The organism is Arthrobacter sp. EpRS71 (assembly GCF_001512285.1).
Classification (GTDB): Bacteria; Actinomycetota; Actinomycetes; order Actinomycetales; family Micrococcaceae; genus Arthrobacter.
The window spans coordinates 236,880-258,876 of record NZ_LNUV01000003.1; the positions used below are offsets into that span (position 1 = coordinate 236,880).

The 21,997-nt window shown below is 63.0% G+C and carries 19 protein-coding genes; 10 read left to right on the forward strand and 9 right to left on the reverse strand.

Annotated elements, in window-relative coordinates; all coding sequences use genetic code 11:
* Positions 1–2 precede the first annotated feature (2 nt).
* Together mfd and AR689_RS03990 are read left to right on the forward strand one after the other, a co-directional pair.
* The gene (gene mfd, locus AR689_RS03985) at positions 3–3,635 is read left to right on the forward strand and encodes a transcription-repair coupling factor (protein ID WP_062067107.1); all 3,633 of its coding nucleotides are present in this window, start codon (positions 3–5) and stop codon (positions 3,633–3,635) included.
* A 4-nt stretch (positions 3,636–3,639) separates the two neighbouring features.
* Complete coding sequence (locus AR689_RS03990; protein WP_024820162.1) at positions 3,640–4,449, forward strand: metal-dependent hydrolase; 810 nt, start codon at positions 3,640–3,642, stop codon at positions 4,447–4,449.
* Between the two features lie 13 nt (positions 4,450–4,462).
* On the opposite strand, the gene AR689_RS03995 is transcribed toward AR689_RS03990, so the two are convergent.
* The 5 genes from AR689_RS03995 to AR689_RS04015 all read right to left on the reverse strand — a co-directional run bounded on the left by AR689_RS03995 (position 4,463) and on the right by AR689_RS04015 (position 7,586).
* On the reverse strand, positions 4,463–5,182 hold the full coding sequence (locus AR689_RS03995) for a right-handed parallel beta-helix repeat-containing protein (RefSeq protein ID WP_062067110.1): 720 nt from the start codon (positions 5,180–5,182) through the stop codon (positions 4,463–4,465).
* Complete coding sequence (locus tag AR689_RS04000; RefSeq protein ID WP_062067113.1) at positions 5,179–5,589, reverse strand: hypothetical protein; 411 nt, start codon at positions 5,587–5,589, stop codon at positions 5,179–5,181. The genes AR689_RS03995 and AR689_RS04000 overlap by 4 nt, the downstream gene beginning before the upstream one ends.
* 19 nt (positions 5,590–5,608) lie before the next feature.
* Complete coding sequence (locus AR689_RS04005) at positions 5,609–5,836, reverse strand: hypothetical protein (protein WP_062067116.1); 228 nt, start codon at positions 5,834–5,836, stop codon at positions 5,609–5,611.
* 53 nt (positions 5,837–5,889) lie between these two features.
* A complete protein-coding gene (deoC, locus tag AR689_RS04010) occupies positions 5,890–6,582 on the reverse strand; it encodes a deoxyribose-phosphate aldolase (protein ID WP_062067119.1) in 693 nt (230 codons plus the stop codon).
* A gap of 116 nt (positions 6,583–6,698) precedes the next feature.
* Positions 6,699–7,586: an FAD-dependent oxidoreductase gene (locus AR689_RS04015; protein WP_062067122.1), complete on the reverse strand. Its 888-nt coding sequence runs from the start codon at positions 7,584–7,586 to the stop codon at positions 6,699–6,701.
* A 234-nt stretch (positions 7,587–7,820) separates the two neighbouring features.
* On the opposite strand from AR689_RS04015, the gene AR689_RS04020 reads away from it, so the two are divergent.
* The 7 genes from AR689_RS04020 to AR689_RS04050 all read left to right on the forward strand — a co-directional run bounded on the left by AR689_RS04020 (position 7,821) and on the right by AR689_RS04050 (position 14,715).
* Positions 7,821–8,423 carry a dihydrofolate reductase family protein gene (locus AR689_RS04020; protein WP_062068584.1) on the forward strand — a complete coding sequence of 201 codons (603 nt, stop codon included), beginning with the start codon at positions 7,821–7,823 and terminating at the stop codon, positions 8,421–8,423.
* Between the two features lie 63 nt (positions 8,424–8,486).
* Positions 8,487–8,918, forward strand: a complete 432-nt coding sequence (locus tag AR689_RS04025) for a LexA family protein (protein WP_062067126.1) — start codon at positions 8,487–8,489, stop codon at positions 8,916–8,918.
* 123 nt (positions 8,919–9,041) lie between these two features.
* Positions 9,042–10,319: an MFS transporter gene (locus AR689_RS04030; RefSeq protein WP_062068586.1), complete on the forward strand. Its 1,278-nt coding sequence runs from the start codon at positions 9,042–9,044 to the stop codon at positions 10,317–10,319.
* Complete coding sequence (locus AR689_RS22615) at positions 10,288–10,665, forward strand: ArsR/SmtB family transcription factor (RefSeq protein ID WP_082697785.1); 378 nt, start codon at positions 10,288–10,290, stop codon at positions 10,663–10,665. The genes AR689_RS04030 and AR689_RS22615 overlap by 32 nt, the downstream gene beginning before the upstream one ends.
* 188 nt (positions 10,666–10,853) lie before the next feature.
* A complete protein-coding gene (locus AR689_RS04040; RefSeq protein ID WP_062067132.1) occupies positions 10,854–12,215 on the forward strand; it encodes a hemolysin family protein in 1,362 nt (453 codons plus the stop codon).
* Positions 12,208–13,248, forward strand: a complete 1,041-nt coding sequence (locus AR689_RS04045; protein WP_062067135.1) for a hemolysin family protein — start codon at positions 12,208–12,210, stop codon at positions 13,246–13,248. Before AR689_RS04040 ends, AR689_RS04045 begins: the two co-directional genes overlap by 8 nt.
* 168 nt (positions 13,249–13,416) lie before the next feature.
* Entirely contained in the window at positions 13,417–14,715 is a 1,299-nt protein-coding gene (locus AR689_RS04050; RefSeq protein WP_082697787.1) for a Y-family DNA polymerase, read from the forward strand.
* A 28-nt stretch (positions 14,716–14,743) separates the two neighbouring features.
* Here AR689_RS04050 and AR689_RS04055 read toward each other — a convergent pair whose 3' ends face one another.
* From AR689_RS04055 to nirB, 3 genes are read right to left on the reverse strand one after another with little or no spacing between them, the layout of a single operon-like run.
* Positions 14,744–15,901, reverse strand: a complete 1,158-nt coding sequence (locus AR689_RS04055; RefSeq protein WP_062067138.1) for a uroporphyrinogen-III synthase — start codon at positions 15,899–15,901, stop codon at positions 14,744–14,746.
* A gap of 12 nt (positions 15,902–15,913) precedes the next feature.
* On the reverse strand, positions 15,914–16,948 hold the full coding sequence (gene cobA / locus AR689_RS04060; RefSeq protein ID WP_062067141.1) for a uroporphyrinogen-III C-methyltransferase: 1,035 nt from the start codon (positions 16,946–16,948) through the stop codon (positions 15,914–15,916).
* A gap of 9 nt (positions 16,949–16,957) precedes the next feature.
* Positions 16,958–19,588 carry a nitrite reductase large subunit NirB gene (nirB, locus tag AR689_RS04065; RefSeq protein ID WP_062067144.1) on the reverse strand — a complete coding sequence of 877 codons (2,631 nt, stop codon included), beginning with the start codon at positions 19,586–19,588 and terminating at the stop codon, positions 16,958–16,960.
* A 283-nt stretch (positions 19,589–19,871) separates the two neighbouring features.
* On the opposite strand from nirB, the gene nirD reads away from it, so the two are divergent.
* Positions 19,872–20,234: a nitrite reductase small subunit NirD gene (gene nirD / locus AR689_RS04070; protein ID WP_062067147.1), complete on the forward strand. Its 363-nt coding sequence runs from the start codon at positions 19,872–19,874 to the stop codon at positions 20,232–20,234.
* Between the two features lie 7 nt (positions 20,235–20,241).
* Here nirD and AR689_RS04075 read toward each other — a convergent pair whose 3' ends face one another.
* Positions 20,242–21,987 (reverse strand): phospho-sugar mutase, encoded by a 1,746-nt coding sequence (locus AR689_RS04075; RefSeq protein WP_062067150.1) that lies wholly within the window; start codon positions 21,985–21,987, stop codon positions 20,242–20,244.
* Positions 21,988–21,997 lie beyond the last annotated feature (10 nt).

Genomic DNA, 21,997 nt, shown 5'->3' on the forward strand with positions numbered 1-21,997 from the left:
CCATGAGCCTCAACGGTCTGCGCCGCGCACTGGCGGAGGACAAGACTTTTGCGCGCGTCCGCACGGAGGCGCAGCGGTCCTTCAGTGACCGGAACGCCGACTACCAGATCAGCGCCCCCCAAGGGATGCGCGCGGTGTTGCTCGCCGAAATGGCCGACGCCTTGGCTTCTGGCAGTGTTGAAGATCACAGCGCCCCCGTGGTCCTCGCAGTCACCGCGACCGGCCGTGAAGCCGAGGACCTCACCGCCGCGCTCGCTTCCTACCTCCCCGCAGAATCGGTGGCCACCTTCCCCAGTTGGGAGACGCTCCCGCACGAGCGGCTTTCGCCGCGCTCTGACACTGTGGGGCGACGACTCTCCGTGCTGCGCCGCCTGACGCACCCGGAAAGCTCGACGGCGGCCCCCTTGCGTGTGGTGGTAGCCCCGGTTCGCGCAGTGGTCCAGCCGATTGTGGCGGGCTTGGGTGACTTGGTCCCCGTCACTTTGAGGGTTGGGCAGGAGCGATCCTTCACGGAAGTTGTCAGGGCGCTGTCCGACGCCGCGTATGCCCGCGTTGACATGGTGACGCACCGTGGCGAATTCGCAGTCCGAGGCGGCATCCTTGACGTCTTCCCGCCCACCGAGGACCACCCCATCCGGGTGGAGTTCTTCGGTGACGAAGTAGACCAGATGCGCTGGTTCGCCGTGGCAGACCAACGCTCGCTGTCCGCACCCGGCATCCACCACCCCACTGAACTGCACGCCCCGCCCTGCCGGGAAATTCTCATCACGGCCTCGGTGATGTCCCGTGCGGCCAAGCTCAAAGCAGACATGCCTGCTGCGGCGGACATGCTGGAGAAGATCGCCGGTGGGATCGCCGTTGAAGGCATGGAATCCCTGGCCCCCGTGTTGGTGGACGCCATGGTCCCGTTCGTGGACCAGCTCCCTGCCGGCTCGCTGTCAGTGGTCATCGAACCGGAGAAGGTGCGCACACGCGCGCACGATCTCGCAGCCACTAACGAAGAGTTCCTGGAAGCTGCCTGGTCAACTGCGTCCGACGGCGGCGCGGCGCCCCTTGACCTGTCCTCCCAAGCATCCACCGACCTGCATGCTGCCAGTTTCCGTTCGCTCACCGACACCCGCTCGGCCGCCCTGGAACACGGCGTGTCCTGGTGGTCCATCACATCCCTGGCCTCCGATGAGGACCTGGTCCTGGACATCGATGTGCTCAACATGCGTGCCCGCGAACCTCGTGGCTACCAAGGTGACGTGGCCGAAATGCTGGAGTTCATCGGCTCCCGTGTCCGTGAGCAGTGGCGTGTGGTGGTGGTGACCGATGGTCCCGGGCCCGCGCAGCGTTTGGCTGAGCTGTTCCACGACGCGGAGATTCCCTGTTCCCGTGTTGACTCGCTGGATAAAGAACCCCAGCCGGGCATCATTGAGGTGACCACCGCCGCCGTCGGACGCGGTTTTGTCCTGGACGGCCTCAAACTGGGCCTGCTGACCGAAGCCGACCTGTTGGGCCGTGCCACGGCCAGCTCCACCAAGGACATGCGCCGCATGCCGTCCAAACGGCGCAATGCCGTGGACCCGTTGCAGCTGCATGCCGGCGACTTCGTGGTTCACGAACAGCACGGAATTGGCCGGTTCGTGGAGCTCATCCAGCGCAAAGTGGCCGGTACTTCCTCCTCCGATGCCGGGCTGCGCGAGTACCTGGTGCTGGAGTACGCGCCGTCCAAGCGCGGTGCGCCGGGGGACCGGCTCTTCGTCCCCACCGATCAGCTGGACCAGGTGACACGCTACGTTGGCGGGGACGCTCCTGCTTTGAGCAAGATGGGCGGCGCGGACTGGGCCAGCACCAAGTCCAAGGCGCGTAAAGCTGTCAAGGAAATCGCGGGCGAGCTGATCCGGCTGTACTCCGCCCGTATGGCCTCCCGTGGCCACGCCTTTGCCGCGGACACCCCTTGGCAGCGCGAACTTGAAGAAGCCTTCCCGTACGTTGAGACGCCTGACCAGCTGACCACCATCAACGAGGTCAAAGCGGACATGGAGCGGGAGATCCCCATGGACCGTCTGGTTTCCGGCGACGTTGGCTACGGCAAGACCGAGATCGCCGTCAGGGCAGCCTTCAAAGCGGTCCAAGATGGCAAACAGGTGGCGGTCCTGGTGCCCACCACCCTGCTGGCCCAGCAGCACTACGAAACGTTTACCGAGCGCTTTTCCGGTTTCCCCCTGAGGGTCAAGCCGCTGTCCCGTTTCCAAAGCAGCAAGGAAGCCAAGGAAACAGCTGAGGGCGTCAAGAGCGGAGCCGTGGACGTAGTGATCGGCACCCACCGGCTCCTGTCCAAGGACTTCCAGTTCAAGGACTTGGGCCTGGTGATCGTTGACGAGGAGCAGCGCTTCGGTGTGGAGCACAAGGAAGCGCTCAAGAAAATGCGCACCAACGTGGACGTGCTCGCCATGAGTGCAACGCCGATTCCACGAACCTTGGAAATGTCGTTGACGGGTATCCGCGAAACGTCCACCCTGGCCACACCCCCGGAAGAACGCCATCCCGTACTGACCTACGTGGGTCCGTACACCAACAAGCAGACCTCCGCCGCGATCCGCCGTGAACTCATGCGCGAAGGACAAGTGTTCTTCGTCCACAACCGCGTCTCGTCCATTGAACGCATCGCTGCGCAGATCCGCGAGCTGGTCCCTGAAGCCCGCGTGGAAGTTGCCCACGGGCAGATGTCCGAGAGTCGCCTTGAGAAGATCATCGTGGACTTTTGGGAGAAACGATTCGACGTCCTCGTTTGCACCACCATCATCGAAACCGGCCTGGATATTTCCAATGCCAACACCTTGATTGTGGACGGGGCTGACAAATACGGCCTCTCGCAGCTCCACCAGCTCCGCGGCCGTGTTGGCCGGGGCCGGGAACGAGCCTACGCCTACTTCCTCTACCCCTCGGAGAAACCCTTGGGCGAGGTGGCATTGGAACGCCTCAAAGCTGTGGCAGCCCACAACGAACTTGGTGCCGGCATGCAGTTGGCCATGAAGGACCTGGAGATCCGCGGTGCGGGCAACCTGCTGGGTGGCGAACAATCCGGGCACATCCAGGGCGTGGGCTTCGACCTCTACATCCGTCTGGTGGGCGAGGCTGTTGCCGAATACCGTGGCGAGGCCGAGGAGAAGGCCGCCGAGATGAAAATCGAGCTGCCCGTCAACGCCCACCTGCCGCACGACTACGTACCCGGCGAAAGGTTGCGCCTGGAGGCGTACCGCAAACTGGCGTCCGCCATCACGTACGAGGCCATCGACGAAGTCCTGGCCGAACTCGTGGACCGCTACGGAGAGCCGCCGCTGCCTGCCCAAAACCTCATTGCCGTGGCCCGCTTCCGGGTGGGTGCGCGCGAAGCCGGCCTGTCCGACGTCGCACTCCAAGGCAACTTCATCCGCTTCTCCCCGGCGCAACTGCCCGAGTCCAAAACCATGCGCCTGAACCGCATGTATCCGGGCTCGCAGGTGAAGCCTGCCTTGGACGCGGTGCTGATTCCCAAGCCCAAGACCGCGAGGATCGGCGGACGGGACCTCCAGGACGCGGAGATCCTTCAATGGGCCAACAACGTCATTGAAGCGATTTTCGCTGATGTACCCGTGAAGGCTGGCTAACTGCATGATGGGAGGACATCACGCCGCGTCGGGAGCCGCGGCGTGGATAGCTATTGCCTCAACAGGCCCGTACGCCTTGGGCTGGTACCCCTTGGATTCCACTGGAATTTTGATTGGCGCCATGGCGACGGCGGGAACTGCTTTGGTGGTGGACTGGGACCACCGGCACAGCACCATAGCGAATTCGCTGCCGCCGCTCTCCAATGTGATTGCGGTGGGAATAGAAAAAGCCAGCGGCGGGCACCGGCAGGGGACGCACTCCTTGTTGGGAGCTTCCGCGTTTGTGGTGCTCGCAGCCATGGCGGCCCAGTTCCAGATGGTGACGCCGGTAGGCAAGCTCTCTATCGGCGCCGGGCTGCTGTGCATGTTCATGATCAACCTGGCGGCCAAGGCATTGAACCTCTTCCCGAAGTCAGGCTGGATTACCAACTGGCTGTTCGCGGTGGTGATGGCCGGCTTGGTGACCTGGTTCGCGCCGGACCAGTGGGGCTGGTTGCCGCTGTCCATGCTCACCGGTGTGGTGGTGCATATTGTGGGGGACATGATCACGGTTGGCGGGGTGCCACTCCTATGGCCCATTGTCATCAAGCCACCGAAGTTCCTGCGCAAATCCGTGATCCGGGGAATTTGGCGTCCGAATGGCGCCTTCTCCATCCCCTTGCTGGGACGTGCTGGTTCCCGACGTGAGTGGTTGGTCCTGATACCCGTCAGCGGCTACGCCATGGTGGGCATGGGAGCCGCTGCGTGGACGCTGGCGCAGCAGCACTGGCCTGGTGTTCTGGCCGCTCTGGGCGGGGTAGTACAACTGCCTTAGCGGGACTCTTTTGTCAGCAGCTGGTCGCGTTGTTGGCCACTACATTTCCCGGTGCATCCTCGAGCATCAGGGTGCCGGCCTGGCGGGTGGCGTTGTCCGTCACCACAATGTCCTCCAAATTGCCGTGGAAATTGAGCCAGGGGCCTTGAAGGTTGAAAAATTCGTTGTTTTTGACCGTTACATCGTGAACCGCTGCGGTGCCGCCGTCGTAGTACCCGGTTTTGATGCCGTCGGGCGAATCCCAAAAACGGTTACCGTCCACGGTGATGTTGAAGATTTCATGCGTGCCAACGGCCAATTGCAGGCCGTAGCCGTGAGATCCACCGCGGACGTCATTGTTGCGATACGTCACATCATGAACGGAGGCGCCCAGGGCCTGGGCAACGAGGCCGTCGTCACCATCAGCTCCCTGCCGCTGGTCAACCGTGTTGCCTTCCACCAAGCCGTCATGGGAATCGGTGATGTGAATGCCGTCCAACTGGTCGTAGCGGCCGCTGCTGGTCACCATCGTCCGGCTCTCACGCACGCAGAAATTACTGCTGGCCACCACCGCGATGGAATAAGTGTAGGGATTCCGGGTGGTGACGCCCTCTACCAAGGCGTTGGTGGAGTGACGGACATCCACCAAGTACTCGTGCAGGCGTCCCGGAAGGTTCCCGTCCAGCTGGTCACCACTTTGGTCCGCGGTGAGCTGCGAGATGGTCACGTTCTGTGCGCCGTTGGTGGTGATCAACAGGTGGCCTCCGAGGGGCCCTCAAACTCAAGAAAATCCGGGCCTGCTTTCAGGACGGTCGCGGGCCCGGCTCCCCTGAGGGATACCTTGCTCTTGACCACCAGAGGACGCTCCAAGGTGAAGACACCTTCGGGAAGTTGAACGATCGCTCCGCCGCTCCTGGACGCTGAATCTTTGGCCTGTTGCAAGGATTTGGACGTTTCCCGGGGGTCGAGGCCGCCATCCACCGCCCACTCCCTCACGCTGGTGGCCTTGCTTCCATAGGCATCGCAGGAACCGGGTTCCGCACGCTGCAGCGCATCCGGTTGATCCACGGCGCTCAGCGAACCGCACCCTGCCAGAAGCAGCGTCGCGGCGAGGGAAAGCGGCAACAAAAAGAAATGGCCCAGGCGGGGAGCCCGGGCCATTCAGAGTCATCAGCGGAGCTTAGCTTTCACCGGCGGAGTCAGAGCGACCAAAAATGGTCTGCGGGATCCAGAACGCCAGAGCGAAGAGGCCCAGGCAGACGGCCATCGGCCACGGGTTGTCCAGCGTGAGGAACGACAGCGAGTAAATAGCACCCAGGAAAAGCACCATCATGACCACGAACAGCACAATGCTCTGGACGAGACTGTTCTCTTTTTCAATGGGGGCGCTTGTGGCGTTCTTGGACATTCATTCCTCCTCGGCCCCGTAGGGCTCAAAAATCTCTGACGGCAGCGGAAGCCTTAGTAGGCAGATGAACCCTGTTCACCTTTGACAATGGCAATTCCGGAGCTCGCTCCGATACGTGTTGCACCAGCAGCAATCATAGCCTGTGCATCGGCCAGGGATCGCACGCCGCCGGAGGCCTTGACCCCCAGAACAGGTCCAACGGTCTTGCGCATCAGGGCTACATCTTCTACGGTGGCGCCGCCGCCATTGAATCCGGTGGAGGTCTTGACGAAGTCAGCCCCCGCTTCAACGGCCGCTTCGCAGGCGACGACCTTCTGCTCATCGCTCAGCATGGATGTTTCGATGATCACCTTCAGGATGGCTTCACCGGCGTGGACAACCTCGGACACGGCCCTGATGTCATCCACCAGCGCGCCCTTGTCACTGGCGCGCGCGGAAGCCATGTTGACCACCATGTCGATTTCATCGGCACCGTCCAACACGGCACCGCGGGCCTCAAAGGCCTTGACGTCGCTGGGGGTGGCGCCCAGTGGGAACCCGATCACCGAGCACGTGAGCACACCCGAACCCTTGAGGGCCTTGGTGACAGTCTTGACCCACACCGGGTTCACGCAGACTGACTTGAACTTGTACTCAACGGCCTCCGCGCACACCTTGAGCACGTCAGCCTCGCTGGCCTCCGGCTTCAACAAGGTGTGGTCAATGTAGGAGGCGATATTTGCAGGGGCGACGGCTTCGTTGCTCATGGAATCCTTCCGTGCAGGGCGTGGCCGGCCCGGTGGCCGCAGGGTTGTCACTGCCCGTCAAAGGACCATCTTGCCACATGCGCCGGGGGCCTCTCCGGCCCCCGGGCAGCAGCAGCTCAGGCGGCCAGCAGCGCCTGCTGATCCTCTTTCCCTGCACTGAGGAGCAAGCCCGAGGCGCACAACATTGCAGAGGACTCGGCGGAGAGAAGCAGGCCCAGGCGAAGACCGTCGCAGGATGCGGCATCGCCCACCGCCCAGATTCCCGGGACGGACGTGGCGAGGTCGCGCCCCACTGAAATACCGCCGTCGGGAGCTGTTGTGAGTCCCGCGCTTTCGGCGAGCTCGTTGCGGGCAGTGCGTTCCTCGGCCAGGACCACCAGGTCGCCCTTCATGCTGCTGCCATCTTCGAAGAGGATGCCGGTTGCCGCCAGCGTGGAACCTTGAGTATCGGTGCCGGTCCCAATGAAAGGCACGACGGCGGTGGGGCGGAGGGTTGTGCGGACGGGGCGGACTCCGCGGGCCCGCAACACGGCCTCAGCCTGGCCCGCTGCAGGACCGTTTCCCACCAGGATTCCCAGGGGACGGCGGCCCACCAACCGGGTGAGGTCCTTGACCGCTTCGCCAATGTTTGCTGCGTCGTCGATGGTGGAGTAGCTCAGGCCCGATTCGGCGCCCGCCACCGGAGGAAGGGCCGGGGCCGAGCCGGTGGCAATGACCAGCTGGTCATAGGAGAACTCCATGCCGTCCACGGTGGTGACAATCTTTGCGTCGGCGTCGATGAAGCTGGCCGCCTGCCCGAACCGGACCGAGACCTGGGGGAGTTCAGCGAGTTCCAACAGGGCGTCCGGGCATTCGTCGCGGTTGCTGAGAACTGTGATGCTTCCGTGGAAAGCGCGCTGCCGGGAGTCGGACCCTCCGGCAAGTCGCCGCACCAAAGCCTGGGCCGCTGGACCAGCGCCTGCAATAACGATGTGGAGGGAAGGTGCGGACGGGATGGCGGACATGTTTGGCCCTTTCGCTCATATGACCTGCTGTTGATCATCAGCGTAGGGGGCTGGTTTTTCGCGGGTGTTTCGCCGCTGTTGCCATCTATGGCCGATCCGTAGCCTGGTGTTTACCGGCCGGTAATAACGTGGATCACACTCATGCTCGCGGCGTGGGCAGCATCGTTCTGCCTGGCTGTGGCCTTTTTCCAGAGTCTCAGCGTGCCGCCGGGGCCGTGGTGGCATGATGAGCGCATGAGCCACGTCACATGTGATCTGACCGTTTCCCTGGACGGATTTGTTGCCGGTCCTCATCAAAGCCTGCAGCAGCCCCTGGGGGAGCGGGGCGAAACCCTGCACCGCTGGCAGTTCGAGGAGCGGGAAGCCAACGCCGCCCAAGTGGAGGGGATCCTCGCGGCAGGGGCCTTCATCATGGGCCGCAATATGTTCGCCGGACCGGGCCCCGGGCCTTGGGATGCTGACTGGCGTGGCTGGTGGGACGAGGAGCCGCCCTACCGCGCGCCGGTGTACGTGCTCACCCACCACGTACGTGAGCCTCTGAAAATGCAGGGCGGAACCACGTTCCACTTCGTCAATGACGGCATCGAAGCTGCCCTATCCCAGGCGCAAGCGGCCGCGGGGGCCAAAGATGTCGCAATCGCCGGCGGGGCTGCGACTGCCCGCCAGTTCCTGTCGGCCGGGTTGATCGACGAACTACGCCTTCACATAGCCCCCATCATCCTGGGCGGTGGCGAGCGGCTGCTCGACGGCGTGGGGAACCTGCACCTTGAACCCACCGTCGTCGGTGGCACCGGACTGGTCACGCACGTGACGTACAGGGTGGGCGCTGGCGCGTAACGAATGTCTGTCGTCCGCTGTACACTGAATCAATCGAACATATATTCGAATAAAAGGTGTGTTGTGGGCGTGATAGTTGGCCCCCGCGTGATAGATGCGGGCTTTTCCCTGATGTCAGTGCTGCTGGCACCTCTTCCGGTGGCGGCAGGATATCCCTCGCCGGCGCAGGACTACTTTGATGGCCGGATCGACCTCAATGAGCATCTGATCAAGGACGTCACCAGCACTTTCGTGGTGAGGGTGACGGGTCAATCCATGGAGGGTGCCGGGATCAGTGACGGGGACGAGCTGATCGTCAACCGGGCGCTGGAGCCGAAGGATGGGTCCGTCGTCGTTGCCGTCCTTGACGGTGAGTTGACCATCAAAAGGCTCCGCATCACCCCGTCGGGAGTGGTGCTGCAGGCGGACAATCCCAAGTATCCGGACATACAGGTGCCTGCATTGTCCGAACTGACCATCTGGGGTGTGGCCACAACGTGCCTGCATCACATCTGACCCGCGGTACTGCTGGGGATATGCAATGCCTGGGATCCCGTTGATCACGAACCCGGCCCCTACTATCTTTTAAGTGCGCATATATGCACATATGCACTGACTGGATGGGTGGACGAGGTTTTAATGCTGGTGGTCTTGCGGAACCAGACGTACAGAATGCTCTTCCTGGCGCAAGTGGTGGCCCTGATCGGGACGGGTCTTTTGACTGTCGCGCTGGGCCTCTTGGCGTTTAATCTGGCGGGGAGTGACGCTGGCGCTGTCATGGGAACTGCTCTGACGATCAAGATGCTGGCCTACGTCGGCTTCGCCCCGTTAATCAACGCAGTGGTGGCGCGGTTGCCGACGAAGCCGGTGCTGATCGCCGCGGACGTTGTCAGGGCGGCGATGGCTCTATGCCTGCCTTTCATTACGGAGGGGTGGCAGGTCTATGTAGTGATTTTCGTGCTGCAGTCCGCCTCCGCGACCTTCACCCCGGCATTCCAGTCCCTGATCCCCGCGGTTCTGAAGACGGAGCGTGACTACACCCACGCCCTGTCCTTATCCCGGTTGGCTTACGACATGGAGGCGCTGGTCAGCCCTGCGGTCGCTGCGGTGCTGCTGACGGTGGTCAGCTACAACAACCTCTTTCTGGGCACCGTGTTCGGATTCTTGTTCTCAGCTGGCATGGTCGCAACCACCGTCCTGCCCAAGGTGGCGGGGGACAAGGGGACGGCTGGATCGCTTCTGCAGCGGACCACCCTCGGTGCCCGGATTTTCTGGACGAACCGCAGGCTGCGGTCCTTGCTGTCCTTGAACCTGGTGGCCGCCGCCCCCACCGCGCTGGTGCTGGTCAATTCAGTGGTTTACGTCCGCGAAGTTCTCCACCGGCCAGAGACCGGGCTGGCCCTTGCCCTGGCGTGTTTCGGAGTAGGTTCCATGATGGTGGCCATCACCGCCCCGCGGGTGTTGGAGCGTCTCGGGGACCGCGCCGTGATGCTCACTGGTGCGGCAACGATCCCAGTGGTCTTGGCCGCGGTGACGGCGGTGACCGCATTGGCGGGGACGGAGGCGGGCTGGTGGTGGTTGCTGGGGCTGTGGTTCCTGCTGGGCGCGGGTGACTCAATGATCCTCACCCCGTCGTCACGATTGCTACGGGATGCGTCCACCGAGGCGACCAGGCCGTATGTGTTCACGGCACAGTTCTCACTGTCACACGCCTGCTATCTCCTTGCCTACCCTTTGGCCGGGTGGCTGGGAGCCGCGGCAGGTTTGGGCTGGGCGGCGGCAGCGCTGACAATTCTTGCGATACTAGGCAGTGCAGGAGCTTTCCTGTCCTGGCCCCGGCAAGTCGTCACTGGGGCCGGGGAGGCCGTCGAAAAGGAGCCAAGCGTTGAGCAGCCAACCGGGCAGCCCATTCCCTGACGCTCCTGAAGAGCCATCGTTATTCCATTCGGTCAATCCCGGGCCGGAGCTGCTTGAGAGCGCCGCCGGGACGCTGAGGATGCTGGCCGAGCCGACCCGCCTGCACCTTCTCTGGCAGCTCGCCCAAGGCCCGAAGTCTGTCACTGAACTCGTAGGCGAAGCGCTTGTTCCCCGGACGGTGGTCAGCCAGCACTTGGCTAAACTCCGGCTCAGTGGGCTCGTGGACACTCGCAAGGACGGCCGGCATGTCATCTACTCGCTGCATGACGGCCATCTGCTCCGGCTCATTCAGGAGACCATCAACCACGCCGACCACCAGGTCACCGGCGAGCCCACCCACCATTAACGAGCCTCGAGGCATCCGGCGCTGATCGTTGCCCTGCGCCCCGCTCTTTCGCCCACAGCGCACATACCGCAGGGCACTTCCTGCGCCCCGTAGAATTAAGTGCACTATGGATGACCCTCCTTCACATATGCCCAGGCCCCTCAACCTTCTGACCGGATCACCGGCCACCACGGGAGAGGGGCGCCCGAATGTATGAATGGATCATGCTCGGCATCGGCCTTGTCCTCACGGTCGGCACCGGCTTCTTCGTCGCTTCCGAGTTCGCGCTGGTCAATCTCGACCGCAATGACCTCGAAGCCCGCCAGGCGCGCGGTGAGAAGCGCCTGGGGCCCACCATCAAGGCCCTCAAGATCACCTCGACGCACCTCTCCGGCGCGCAACTGGGCATCACGCTGACCACCCTGCTCACCGGTTACACCTTCGAACCGGCCATCAGCTCGATGCTCCGCGGCCCGCTGCTGTCGGTTGGCCTGCCCGAAGCCATAGTGCCCGGTATCGGGGCGGTGGCTGGTATCTTCCTGGCCACCATCTTTTCCATGGTCATTGGTGAGCTGGTCCCCAAAAACTTCGCCCTCGCCCTTCCGCTGGCCACTGCCAAAGTCGTCGTACCCTTCCAAGCCCTGTTCACCACAGTGTTCAAGCCGGTGATCCTGCTGTTCAACAACACGGCAAACGGCATCATCCGCTCCTTTGGCATCGAACCCAAAGAAGAGCTCTCCGGTGCCCGCAGCGCTGAAGAACTCAGTTCCCTGGTCCGCCGCTCCGCTTTGGAGGGTTCCCTGGACCTTGACCACGCCGTCCTGCTGCACCGCACCCTGCGTTTCTCGGAGCACACCGCAGCTGACGTCATGACGCCCCGGGTCCGGATGGCCGCAGTCAACGCCGATCACTCTGCCGAAGAGATCCTGGCCCTGGCCACGGCCACCGGCTACTCCCGGTTCCCGGTGATCGGCGAAGACCGCGATGACGTCCTGGGTGTACTGCACGTCAAGCAAGCCTTCGCCGTTCCGCTCGATGATCGCGGGGACATCACCGCTCAGGCTCTCATGATCGATCCGTTGCGGGTCCCCGAATCCATGGGCGTCGATACTTTGCTGGGACTCCTCCGCAAACAGGGCCTGCAGGTTGCCATCGTCTCGGACGAACACGGAGGAACGGCCGGAATCGTCACCCTCGAGGACCTGGTGGAAGAGATCGTGGGCGAACTGGAAGACGAACACGACCGGGCGCGCGTGGGCGTGGTCAGGACAGGCCGCTCCATCACCTTTGATGCATCCCTGCGCCCCGATGAACTTCTCGACCGGACAGGAATCGTGGTCCCTGACGGTGAGGAATACGACACCATGGCCGGCTTCATCACCGACCAGTTGGACCGCCTGCCCGAACTTGGCGACGAGGTCATCATCAACGGCGGAAGTTTGCGTGTGGAACGCGTGGTGGGCACGCACGTGGAACGGCTTCGCTTTACCCCTGACGACAGCGGGGAAGCGCCCATGAGTCCCCACGACAGGATTGTTGAGAACCTCACGCAGGAGCTGACCCATGAGTGAATACCTTCCCGGCATCATCTGGCTCGTCGTACTGCTGGTTGTCAATGCGTTCTTCGTCGGTGCCGAATTTGCCGTCATCTCAGCCAGACGGTCCCAGATTGAACCCAAAGCCGAGGCCGGAAGCAAAGCCGCGAAAACCACGCTCTGGGCGATGGAGCACGCCACCCTCATGCTCGCCACAAGCCAGTTGGGCATCACCGTCTGCTCGCTGGTGATCCTGAACGTCTCCGAACCGGCCATCCATCACCTGCTTGAAATCCCTCTGGGACTGACCTCGCTCTCCGGGGAAGCCATCGGCATCATCGCCTTTGTCGCGGCGCTGCTCCTGGTGACTTTCCTGCATGTGGTCATTGGTGAAATGGTCCCGAAGAACATCTCCTTCTCCGTTCCCACCCGCGCCGCGCTGATCCTGGCACCGCCCCTGGTCCTGGTCTCCAAGATCGTCAAGCCTGTCATCGGGACCCTGAACGGGATCGCGAACTCCATCCTGCGCCTCTTCAAAGTCCAGCCGAAGGACGAGGCAACCAGCGCCTACACCCTGGATGAAGTGGCCAACATCGTGGAGCAGTCCACCAGGGACGGGATGCTCAGCGACACCACCGGCGCCCTCACGGCGGCCTTTGAGTTCACTGCCAAAAAAGTGGCGGACGTCGAAGTTCCTATCGGCGATATGGTGCTGCTGCCCGCATCGGCCACTCCGGCAGACATCCAGTCAGCCGTCGCCGAACACGGCTACTCCCGTTACATTCTCACGAATGACGACGGCGACCCATCCGGTTACCTGCACCTCAAAGACGTCATGGACCTGACTTCGGCGGAGAAGTTCACCACGCAGGTGCCTGCAAAGCGCATCCGACGGCTCGCATCCGCTTTCAGCGGCAGCGACCTCGAAGATGCACTGGCGACCATGCGCCGTACAGGTTCCCACGTAGCACGGGTCTTCGACGCCGAAGGTAACACCACCGGCGTGCTTTTCCTCGAGGACATCATTGAAGAACTCGTCGGCGAAGTCCAGGACGCCACCAGCGCCTGACCGCGTGGCCGCATCCCGTCCGCCGTGCTTTTCCACATACGGCGGGCGGGATGTTTTCTTGTCGGACCTCCGCAGTACAGTAGAGGTATTCGAATATATGTTCGAATGTACGGCGTGTCCCGCACCGGAGTTTGGGGTATGCGTGCTATTGCCGAGCCAAGGAGTGGAATGTCCAAGCCAGCGCTCATGCATCGGATGCAGGAAATCGCCCACGTGGACATCAACTGCTTCTACGCCTCGGCAGAGAGGGCCTTCAACCCTTCGCTGGAGGGCAAGCCTCTGATAGTGCTGTCCAACAATGACGGCTGTGCCGTGACCCGATCGCCCGAGGCAAAAAAGCTCGGAATCGGGCTGGGGGAGCCATGGTTCAAACTCGCTCCACGGGCCAAGGAATGGGGATTGATAGCCCTATCGAGCAACTACGAACTGTATGGAGACATCAGCTCGCGTGTCATGGAGCTCCTGGCCCGGTACTCCGCCTGGCAGGAGGTGTACTCCATTGATGAGGCGTTCTTGGGCGTGAAGGGGCAACCCGGGGAGCTGCTGGAATTGGGCCGCACCATCAAGGTTGCCTGCCAACGGCATGTGGGGGTTCCTGTATGCGTAGGGATTGCGCGCACCAAGACTCTCGCCAAGCTGGCCAATAAGTGGGCCAAGCATAATCCGGCCTTCGACGGTGTGTGCCGTTGGGACTCCATTCCCGAGGCCCAGCGCGAAGCACTCATGGCGCGGCTTTCCGTGATCGAGATATGGGGCGTAGCCAGCAGGCTGACACAACGCCTGAATGCGATGGGGATCTTCTCGATCCTGGACCTCATCCAAGCCGACCCTGTGGCATTGCGGGACAAATTCTCCATTGTTATGATGCGCACTGTCTTGGAACTGCAAGGCACGCCCTGCATCCCCATGGAGGAGGAACGAGTCGGGCGGGACCAATTGATCTTCTCCCGCTCTTTCTCCACGCCGATCACCACGGCCGCGGAGCTGCGTCAGGTGCTGAGCGTTTATGGCCAAATGGCCAGTGCCAGGCTCGCCAAGCATGATCTTCAGGCCAAACTGCTGACTGCCTTTGCCGCAACTTCGGTCTACAACCCCAACGACAAATCGTTCCCTACTGTCAACGTCACGTTGCCCATGCCCACTTCGGACCCGGTGCTGCTGACCAAGGCCGCGCACGCGCTGGTCCCCAAAATCCAGGAAGGCGTGAAATACGCCAAGGCAGGGATCATGGTCACTGACCTTCGCCCCAGCGGCAACCAGAAACCCTTGGAAATCTTCGAGAACCGGCACGAGGAACGCGGGATCGGCCCCCTGCTGGAGCAAGTCAGCAAGCGATACGGCCGCGGCTCCATCGGCCTGGGCCACGCTGGCATTAAGGGCGGCCCGGACTGGTCCATGAAACGGGACATGCTCAGCCCCCGCTACACCACCAACTGGGACGAACTTCCCCTAGTGAAGGCGGCCTAGCGTGGCAGGAAACTACTTACGGGAGAACTTAGGCCCGCAGCCGGTAACCCCGCTTCACCACGGTTTCCACAAGCTTGCCGTCTGGAAGCGCAGACCGCAGCCGGCTCACCGTCATGTCCAGCGCGTGCACAGAACCACGCAAGTCCAACAGGTCAGACAGAGCTTCCCTGGACAGGACGGCCCCACCCGCTCCCAGCAGCGCTCGCAGCAGAAGCAGCGGCGCCGGTGCAAGGTCAACCACCTCACCGTTGATCCGCAGGCAGCGTCCTCGGAGCTCAATGGTGGCGCTCCTGGTCTCCAAGCGGCGCACATGGTTCAACGAGAGATGTTCGGTGACCAGCCTGATCAGCGCACCCATGCGGTAGCGGTCCGGGATCAGCGGGCTCAGCCCGGCATCAACCAAAGGCTGCGCAGTGACCGGCCCAACAGCGGCAACCGTCACCGGACCCTTGAGCGCCTCGATGAGTTGACGGTACAAGCCCATTTCGTGGGCGGTGCTCCACATTGCGTCCACAGCGGGTGCACTGGTGAACGTCAGGACGTCCAGATTCCCGCCCACCACTGCCTCGATCAGCCGCGGCAGCTTGTCTTCGCCGTCGGGCTTAACCCAGCGGTACGGCGTGACGGTCAAAACCGTGGCGCCGGACATACGGAGCCGTTCGAGTTGGCGGACATCCGTGTACCCGTGCAGCTGCACGGCCACGGTCTTGCCGCGCACGCCTTCGGCCAGCAGCATGTCCACCAACGTGGCGGTGGTTTCGTCACTGCTGATTCCGACGTCGGCAAGTCCGGCCGCCCGCACGGCACCACGGGCTTTGGGTCCACGAACGAACATGCGGCATGCGGACAGCGTGTCCAGGAGTTGCTCGCCGATGCCGAAGGAGTCCGCAGCCTCACACCAGCGGCGCATTCCGTACGCCGTGGTGGCGATGCAGATATCCGGTTTGGCCGCGATGATAGTGCGTGTGTCCTCGATGAGGACCATGTCCTCCTGCACCGGGGCAATCTTCAAAGCAGGGGCGTGCAACACGCTCGCACCGCGGCGCTCCAGCGCCTCGATGAGGTCGCGGGAACGGCGGTGCGAGGTGACGCCAATGCGGAAACCATCCAGTGGCGCTTCCACAGCTTCGGAAATGTCCGGCGCGGCAGCAGCGTCAGGGATTTCGATGGCACGAGTAACAGTCATGTGTTCTTACCTTCAGGCTTCAAGGAGCGAAGCCGCGAGTCGGCTCAGTTCAGCGGATGCTTCGGCATGGTTCCGGTTGGCTTCAGCAACCCTCACCACCTCGCCGATGACCAGTACGGCCGGGTTGCTGCAGCCAGAGGCTGCCGTTTCGATGGTACCGAGGTCAGCGATGGTGGTGCGCTGTCCCGGGCGGTATCCGCGTTCCACCACGGCCATAGGCATATCCGCCGTCATTCCAGCGCGGCGCAGGCCTGCCGCCAGCTGGGGCAGGGTGCCGATGCCCATGAGCACCACGATCGTCCCGCCCAGGCCTGCGAGGTGGGTGTGTTCCTTCTCCGTCAAAGGGGCGTGGCCGGAAACAACGGTGAACATGTGGCTTACCTCGCGGTGCGTCACAGGGATTCCGGCCGCCGCGGGTACGGAGATGGCACTGGTGACACCGGAGATGACCCTCACCGGGATACCGGCAGCAACACAGGCAGCCACTTCTTCGCCGCCGCGCCCGAACACATAAGGATCGCCACCCTTGAGCCGGACCACGTTCTTGCCCAGCAGTGCAGCCTCCACCATGAGCTTCTCGATGTCCCGCTGAGTCACCTTGTGGAGACCGGGCTGCTTTCCAACATCCACCAGCTCTGCAGACGTCAGCCCGGCCAGCTCCTGGTAGGGAGCGAGGCGGTCATAAAACACCACGTCTGCATCCCTCAGGGCGTCCACGGCACCCACAGTGAGCAGGTCCAGGGCTCCCGGACCTCCACCCACCAAGGTCACATGGCCCTCTGCTCCGGGCGCAGGCTCAAAGGCAACGGGAATCCCGGCCTCACGGCAGCGTTCCACCAGCGGCAACCAGCCGGTCTCGCCGTCGTCCACCACCGCCACCAGAAAGGGACGCTCGGGCAGCTGGCCGTCGCCCGGCACGCCTTCCGGCGTGCTGAGCCTGTACACCTTGGCGCCGGCTCCCTGATAGCGGCGGACTGCTTGGCGGGCAGACTTTTCGGATCCCGTGACAAGGACGTCGCGGCCGGTGAGATCAATGGTGAGCTGCATGGTGAACCCCTAGTTTTCTACGCCGACGGTTTCGCTGCGGACCGGGATGGTGGACGCGATGAGCACGCCACCCTTTTCCTCGTTGGTGGCCGGACGGATCTGGCCGCGCTCCGGTACGAAGGAGATGGACTCGTCCTTCTGGTTGGGGGCGTTGACGAAGGAACGGAAACGGCGGAGGCGCTCCGGGTCCTTCAGGGTCTCGGCCCACTCGTCCTCGTAGGTGTCGATGTGCTTGGCCATGGCCGCCTCAAGCTCTTCGGCGATGCCCAAGGAGTCGTTGACCACTACTTCCTCGACGTGCTTGATGTCGCCATCGAGCTCTTCCTGCCAGCGTGCGGTGCGCTGGAGACGGTCAGCGGTGCGGATGTAGTACATGAGGTAACGGTCGATGTACTTCAGCAGGGTTTCGTCGTCCAGGTCCTTGGCGAGCAGCTTTGCGTGGGCCGGGGTGGCGCCACCATTACCGCCGACGTACAGGTTCCAACCATCAGCGGTGGCAATCACGCCCACGTCCTTACCGCGTGCCTCGGCACATTCGCGGGCGCACCCGGAAACACCCATCTTCAGCTTGTGCGGGCTGCGAAGGCCGCGGTACCTAAGCTCCAGGGCGATGGCCATGGCCACCGAATCCTGAACGCCGAACCGGCACCACGTGGAGCCTACACAGGACTTCACCGTGCGGAGGCTCTTTCCGTAGGCCTGGCCCGATTCGAAGCCAGCGTCCACCAGTTCCTTCCAGATGTCCGGGAGCTGCTCCAGGCGGGCACCGAACATATCAATGCGCTGGCCACCGGTGATCTTTGTGTAGAGGTTGTACTTCTCAGCCACGGCCGCGATGACTCCGAGGCCCTTGGGTGTGATCTCACCGCCGGCAATGCGGGGGACCACCGAGTAGGTGCCATCCTTTTGCATGTTCGCCAAAGCGCGGTCGTTGGTGTCCTGCAGCGAGCCACGTCCGGCGTCCAGTACATAGGCGGAGTGCTGGCTGGCCAGGATGGAGGCGATGGTCGGCTTGCAGATATCGCAGCCCGCCCCCGTGCCGTACTTAGCCATGATCTCTTCAAAGGAGGTCAGTTCAAGGACGCGGATAGCGTCGAAGAGTTCCTGGCGGGACAGGCTGATGTGCTCGCAGAGTGCCTTGGAGACCTCAATGCCGGACTTCTTCAGCTCGCCTTCCATCAGCTTCTTGAGCATGGGTACACACGAACCACATTGAGTGCCGGCGCGGGTGCAGCCCTTCAGCTCGCCAAGCTCCTGCACAGGAGCGTTTCCTTCGCAGGCGCCGCAACCGTTGATGGCGTCGCGGATGGTGCCGGCAGCTACGTTGTTGCAGGAACACAGGATGGCATCGTCAGGAAGCTCGGTCTCAGGAGCCTCCCCACCACCGGCAGCGCTCAGGTAGGCGCCCGGTTCGGCAGACAGTTCGCGGCCCAGAAGCGGGCGCAGGCTCATGTAAGGGGAAGCATCGCCCACGAAGATGCCACCCAGAAGGGTCTTCGCATCATCGGTGGTGACAATCTTCTGGTACACGCCACGGGCGGGGTCGGCGTAGACGATCTCCAGAGAATGCTCCGTCCGGGCAAAGGCGTCACCGAAGCTGGCAACATCAACACCGGACAACTTGAGCTTGGTGGCAGTGTCAAAGCCCGGGAAAGTTGCTTCTCCACCGTGCAGGCGATCGGCAACGATCTCGGCCATGGTGTTGGCCGGAGCCACGAGGCCCAAGCACATGCCTTCAAAGTTAGCCACCTCGCCGATGGCCCAGATGCCATCCACTTCCGTGGCACAGAAATCATTGATGACCACGCCGCCGCGCTGGCCCAGGCTGAAGAGCTGCTCTTCGCCTTCACCTGCCCGGAACAGATCGTCGCGGGGCTTGACGCCGATGGCAACGATTACAAGGTCGGCGTCGATGGTGCGGCCGTCAGCCATGAGGACCCCGGTGACATTGCCGTCGTCGTCAGTAACAACCTCGGAGGGGAAGACGCCGCCGTGGACTTCGAAGCCCTTGGCCTCGATCAGTCGACCCAAGGCTTGCCCCGCGCCTTCGTCCAACTGGGTGTTCATGAGCCAGGGCGAGCCGTTGATCACGATCGGGGTAGCACCCAGCTGCTCGGTGCCCGCCGCGGACTCGAGCCCCAGAAGGCCACCACCGATGGTGACGGCGTTGACCTTGCGGCCCAGCTTTTCCGTCAGCGCGGCAATGGCCTTGTTGATGGCCCATACGTCTTCGAGTGTCCGGTAAACGTGGGTGTGTTCCGCGCCGGGGATCGGCAGTCGGGCTGCATCCGAACCCGATGCGACCACCAGGTGGTCGTATTCGTACTTGTTGCCGGCAGCCGTGAGGACGCTCTTGGCAGCGGAGTCGATTTTGACGGCGCGCTCGCCGGTCTTGAGGGTGAGGGCTTCGTGCTCCCACATGGACGCGTCGCCCAGGGTGAGGTCCACCCCGGTTTCCGTCAGTGCCTTGCTCAGGGCCACACGGTCATAGGGGAGGTGCGCTTCTTCGGTCAGCACCGTAACCTGCCAACCTTCAAGTCCGCGGTTGACCATGGCATCGGCGAAGCGGTGGGCAGCGGGGCCGCCGCCGACGACGACGACGCGGCGCAGGTTCTCTGTACTTGAAGTGTGTCCGGTCACTGGTGGGCCTTTCGCAGATGTTGCAGACGGGTCTGTCGCAACTTGTGGTTCCAGCCTAGGGACGGGCAGTTTCGCTTCAGTTTCCCTTATGTTTCGTGATCTTAACTTCTGCATCACGAACGCATTTCCGGGGGCGTGAGGTCTCTTTTACGCATTGGACACAAACGCGCACCCCTGTTGAAACACCCCCGTCCTAGCGTGGAGGAGTGGCCGCAAGCGTGGCCCGGTCCGGGGGAGTGACGGTGGAAATTGCCAGCACCCGGACACAGCGAGAGGGGCTGAAATGACCGTAATTCTGGACCGTGCCGAAAATCTGACCGCCACCGCCACGTGGCAGCGTGTTTGCCCGGTGGACGAACTCGAAGTTGCCTGGGGCGAAGCTGCGCTCATCGCCGGTCGCCAGGTTGCGCTGTTCCGCACGGCGCCCACCGAAGTTTTCGCTGTGGCTCAGCAGGATCCGGCGACGCTCGCCAACGTGATGGCCCGCGGAATCATCGGCTCCCGCGGAAGCCGGCCCACCATCGCTTCGCCGCTGCACAAAGAGGTCTACGACCTCGAAACCGGGGAATGCTTCACCAACCCCGAACTCAGGCTCGAAGCCTTTGCCACCCGTTTGGTGGATGGCTTCATCGAAGTTGAGCTCTAAGCCTTTTTTACAATCCCAACGCTTCGCGGACGTCCCTGAGAACATCATCCAGGGACGTTCGCGCTGTTTGGCGCGCAGCGTCAAGTTCCGCCGCGGATTCCACGGCCTGGATGACTTCCAGATAGCACTTGAGCTTGGGCTCCGTGCCGCTGGGACGAATGATGACCCGGCTCTGGTCCCGCGTCAGGTACAGCAGACCGTCCGTGGGAGGCAGGGCGTCGCTTCCCTCGGCAAGATCAGTGAAAACTTCGACGGCGGAACCTCCGAACGCTTCCGGCGGGTTGACCCGGAGGCGGTTCATCATGGCGTCCAACAAGCCCAGATCGGCTACGCGGATGCTCAGCTGGTCGCTTGCATGCAGTCCGTGCACCAAATACAGGTCATCAAGGGTGTCAAAGATGGTCTTGCCGTCTGCCTTGGCTGTTGCTGCAAGTTCCGCGATCAGCACTGCCGCTGAAATTCCGTCCTTGTCCCGCACCAGATCCGGTGCCACGCAGTATCCCAAGGCTTCCTCATACCCGTAGGTGAGGCCGGGGACCCGTGAAATCCACTTGAACCCGGTGAGGGTCTCCTCGTGGGCGTATCCTGCTGCAGCGGCAATCCGGGACAGCAGGCGTGAGGAAACGATCGAGTTGGCGAAGACGCCCGTTTGCGGCTCATCTCCGGCGGCGGCCGCCATGCGTGCCACGACGTGCGCACCCAGGAGCGCTCCTACTTCGTCGCCACGCAGCATCCGCCAGGCTCCCGTGGCGGGGTCCAAGGCAGCAACCGCAGCGCGATCGGCGTCGGGATCATTGGCCACAACGATGTCCGCGTCCGAGTCGGCGGCAGCCGCGAGGGCCAGGTCCAGCGCGCCGGGTTCTTCCGGATTGGGGAACGCGACGGTGGGGAAGTCCGGGTCCGGCTCGGCCTGTTCAGCCACCAGGGTGACATCCGTGAAACCTGCGGCGTTCAGGACAGAGACGGCCGTTTCGCCGCCGACACCGTGCATGGGTGTCAGGACGATCTTGAGGTCCCGGGCGGGGAAATGTTCCCGATCCACCAAGCCCGCCATGGCGCCTTCATAATCGGCCGCGATGGAGGTGGGCAGTACGGTCCACCCTTCCTCTGCCAGCACGATCGAATCCAGTGCACCTACAGCCTCGATTTTGGCCGCGATTTCCGCGTCGTACGGGGCCACGATCTGCGAACCACGTCCACTTTCGGAAACTGCATGCCGTCCGAGGTAAACCTTGTAACCGTTGTCTTGCGGGGGGTTGTGGCTCGCGGTGACCATCACCCCGCCGTCGCAGTCCAGTGACCGGACCGCATAGGCGAGCAACGGCGTCGGAAGTGCTGCCGGCATCAAAAAGGTTTCGATGCCCGCTGCCGTAAAGATCGCCGCGGTTTCCTGCGCGAAGATGTCCGAGTTGTAGCGGGCGTCGAAGCCGACGACGGCGCGCGGCCGGGTTCCGGGGGCGGCTGCGGCTACCGTCTCGGTGAGGAATGCGGCGAGGCCTGCCGCCGCCCGGCGGACGACGACGCGGTTCATCCGGTTGGGGCCCGGACCGAGTGCTGCCCGAAGGCCGGCTGTGCCGAATTGCAGGGTGCCGTTGAAGCTGTCGCCCAATTCCTGCGTTGCTCCCGCATCACCGTTTTCGGCGAGCTCGGTCAGCTCGACGAGAGCAGCCGCCGTCGCCGGGTCCGGGTCTTGGGAAGCCCATTGGCGGGCGTCGGTGATGAGCTGTTCAAATGCGGCATCGCTGGATGTCATAGGGACAAAA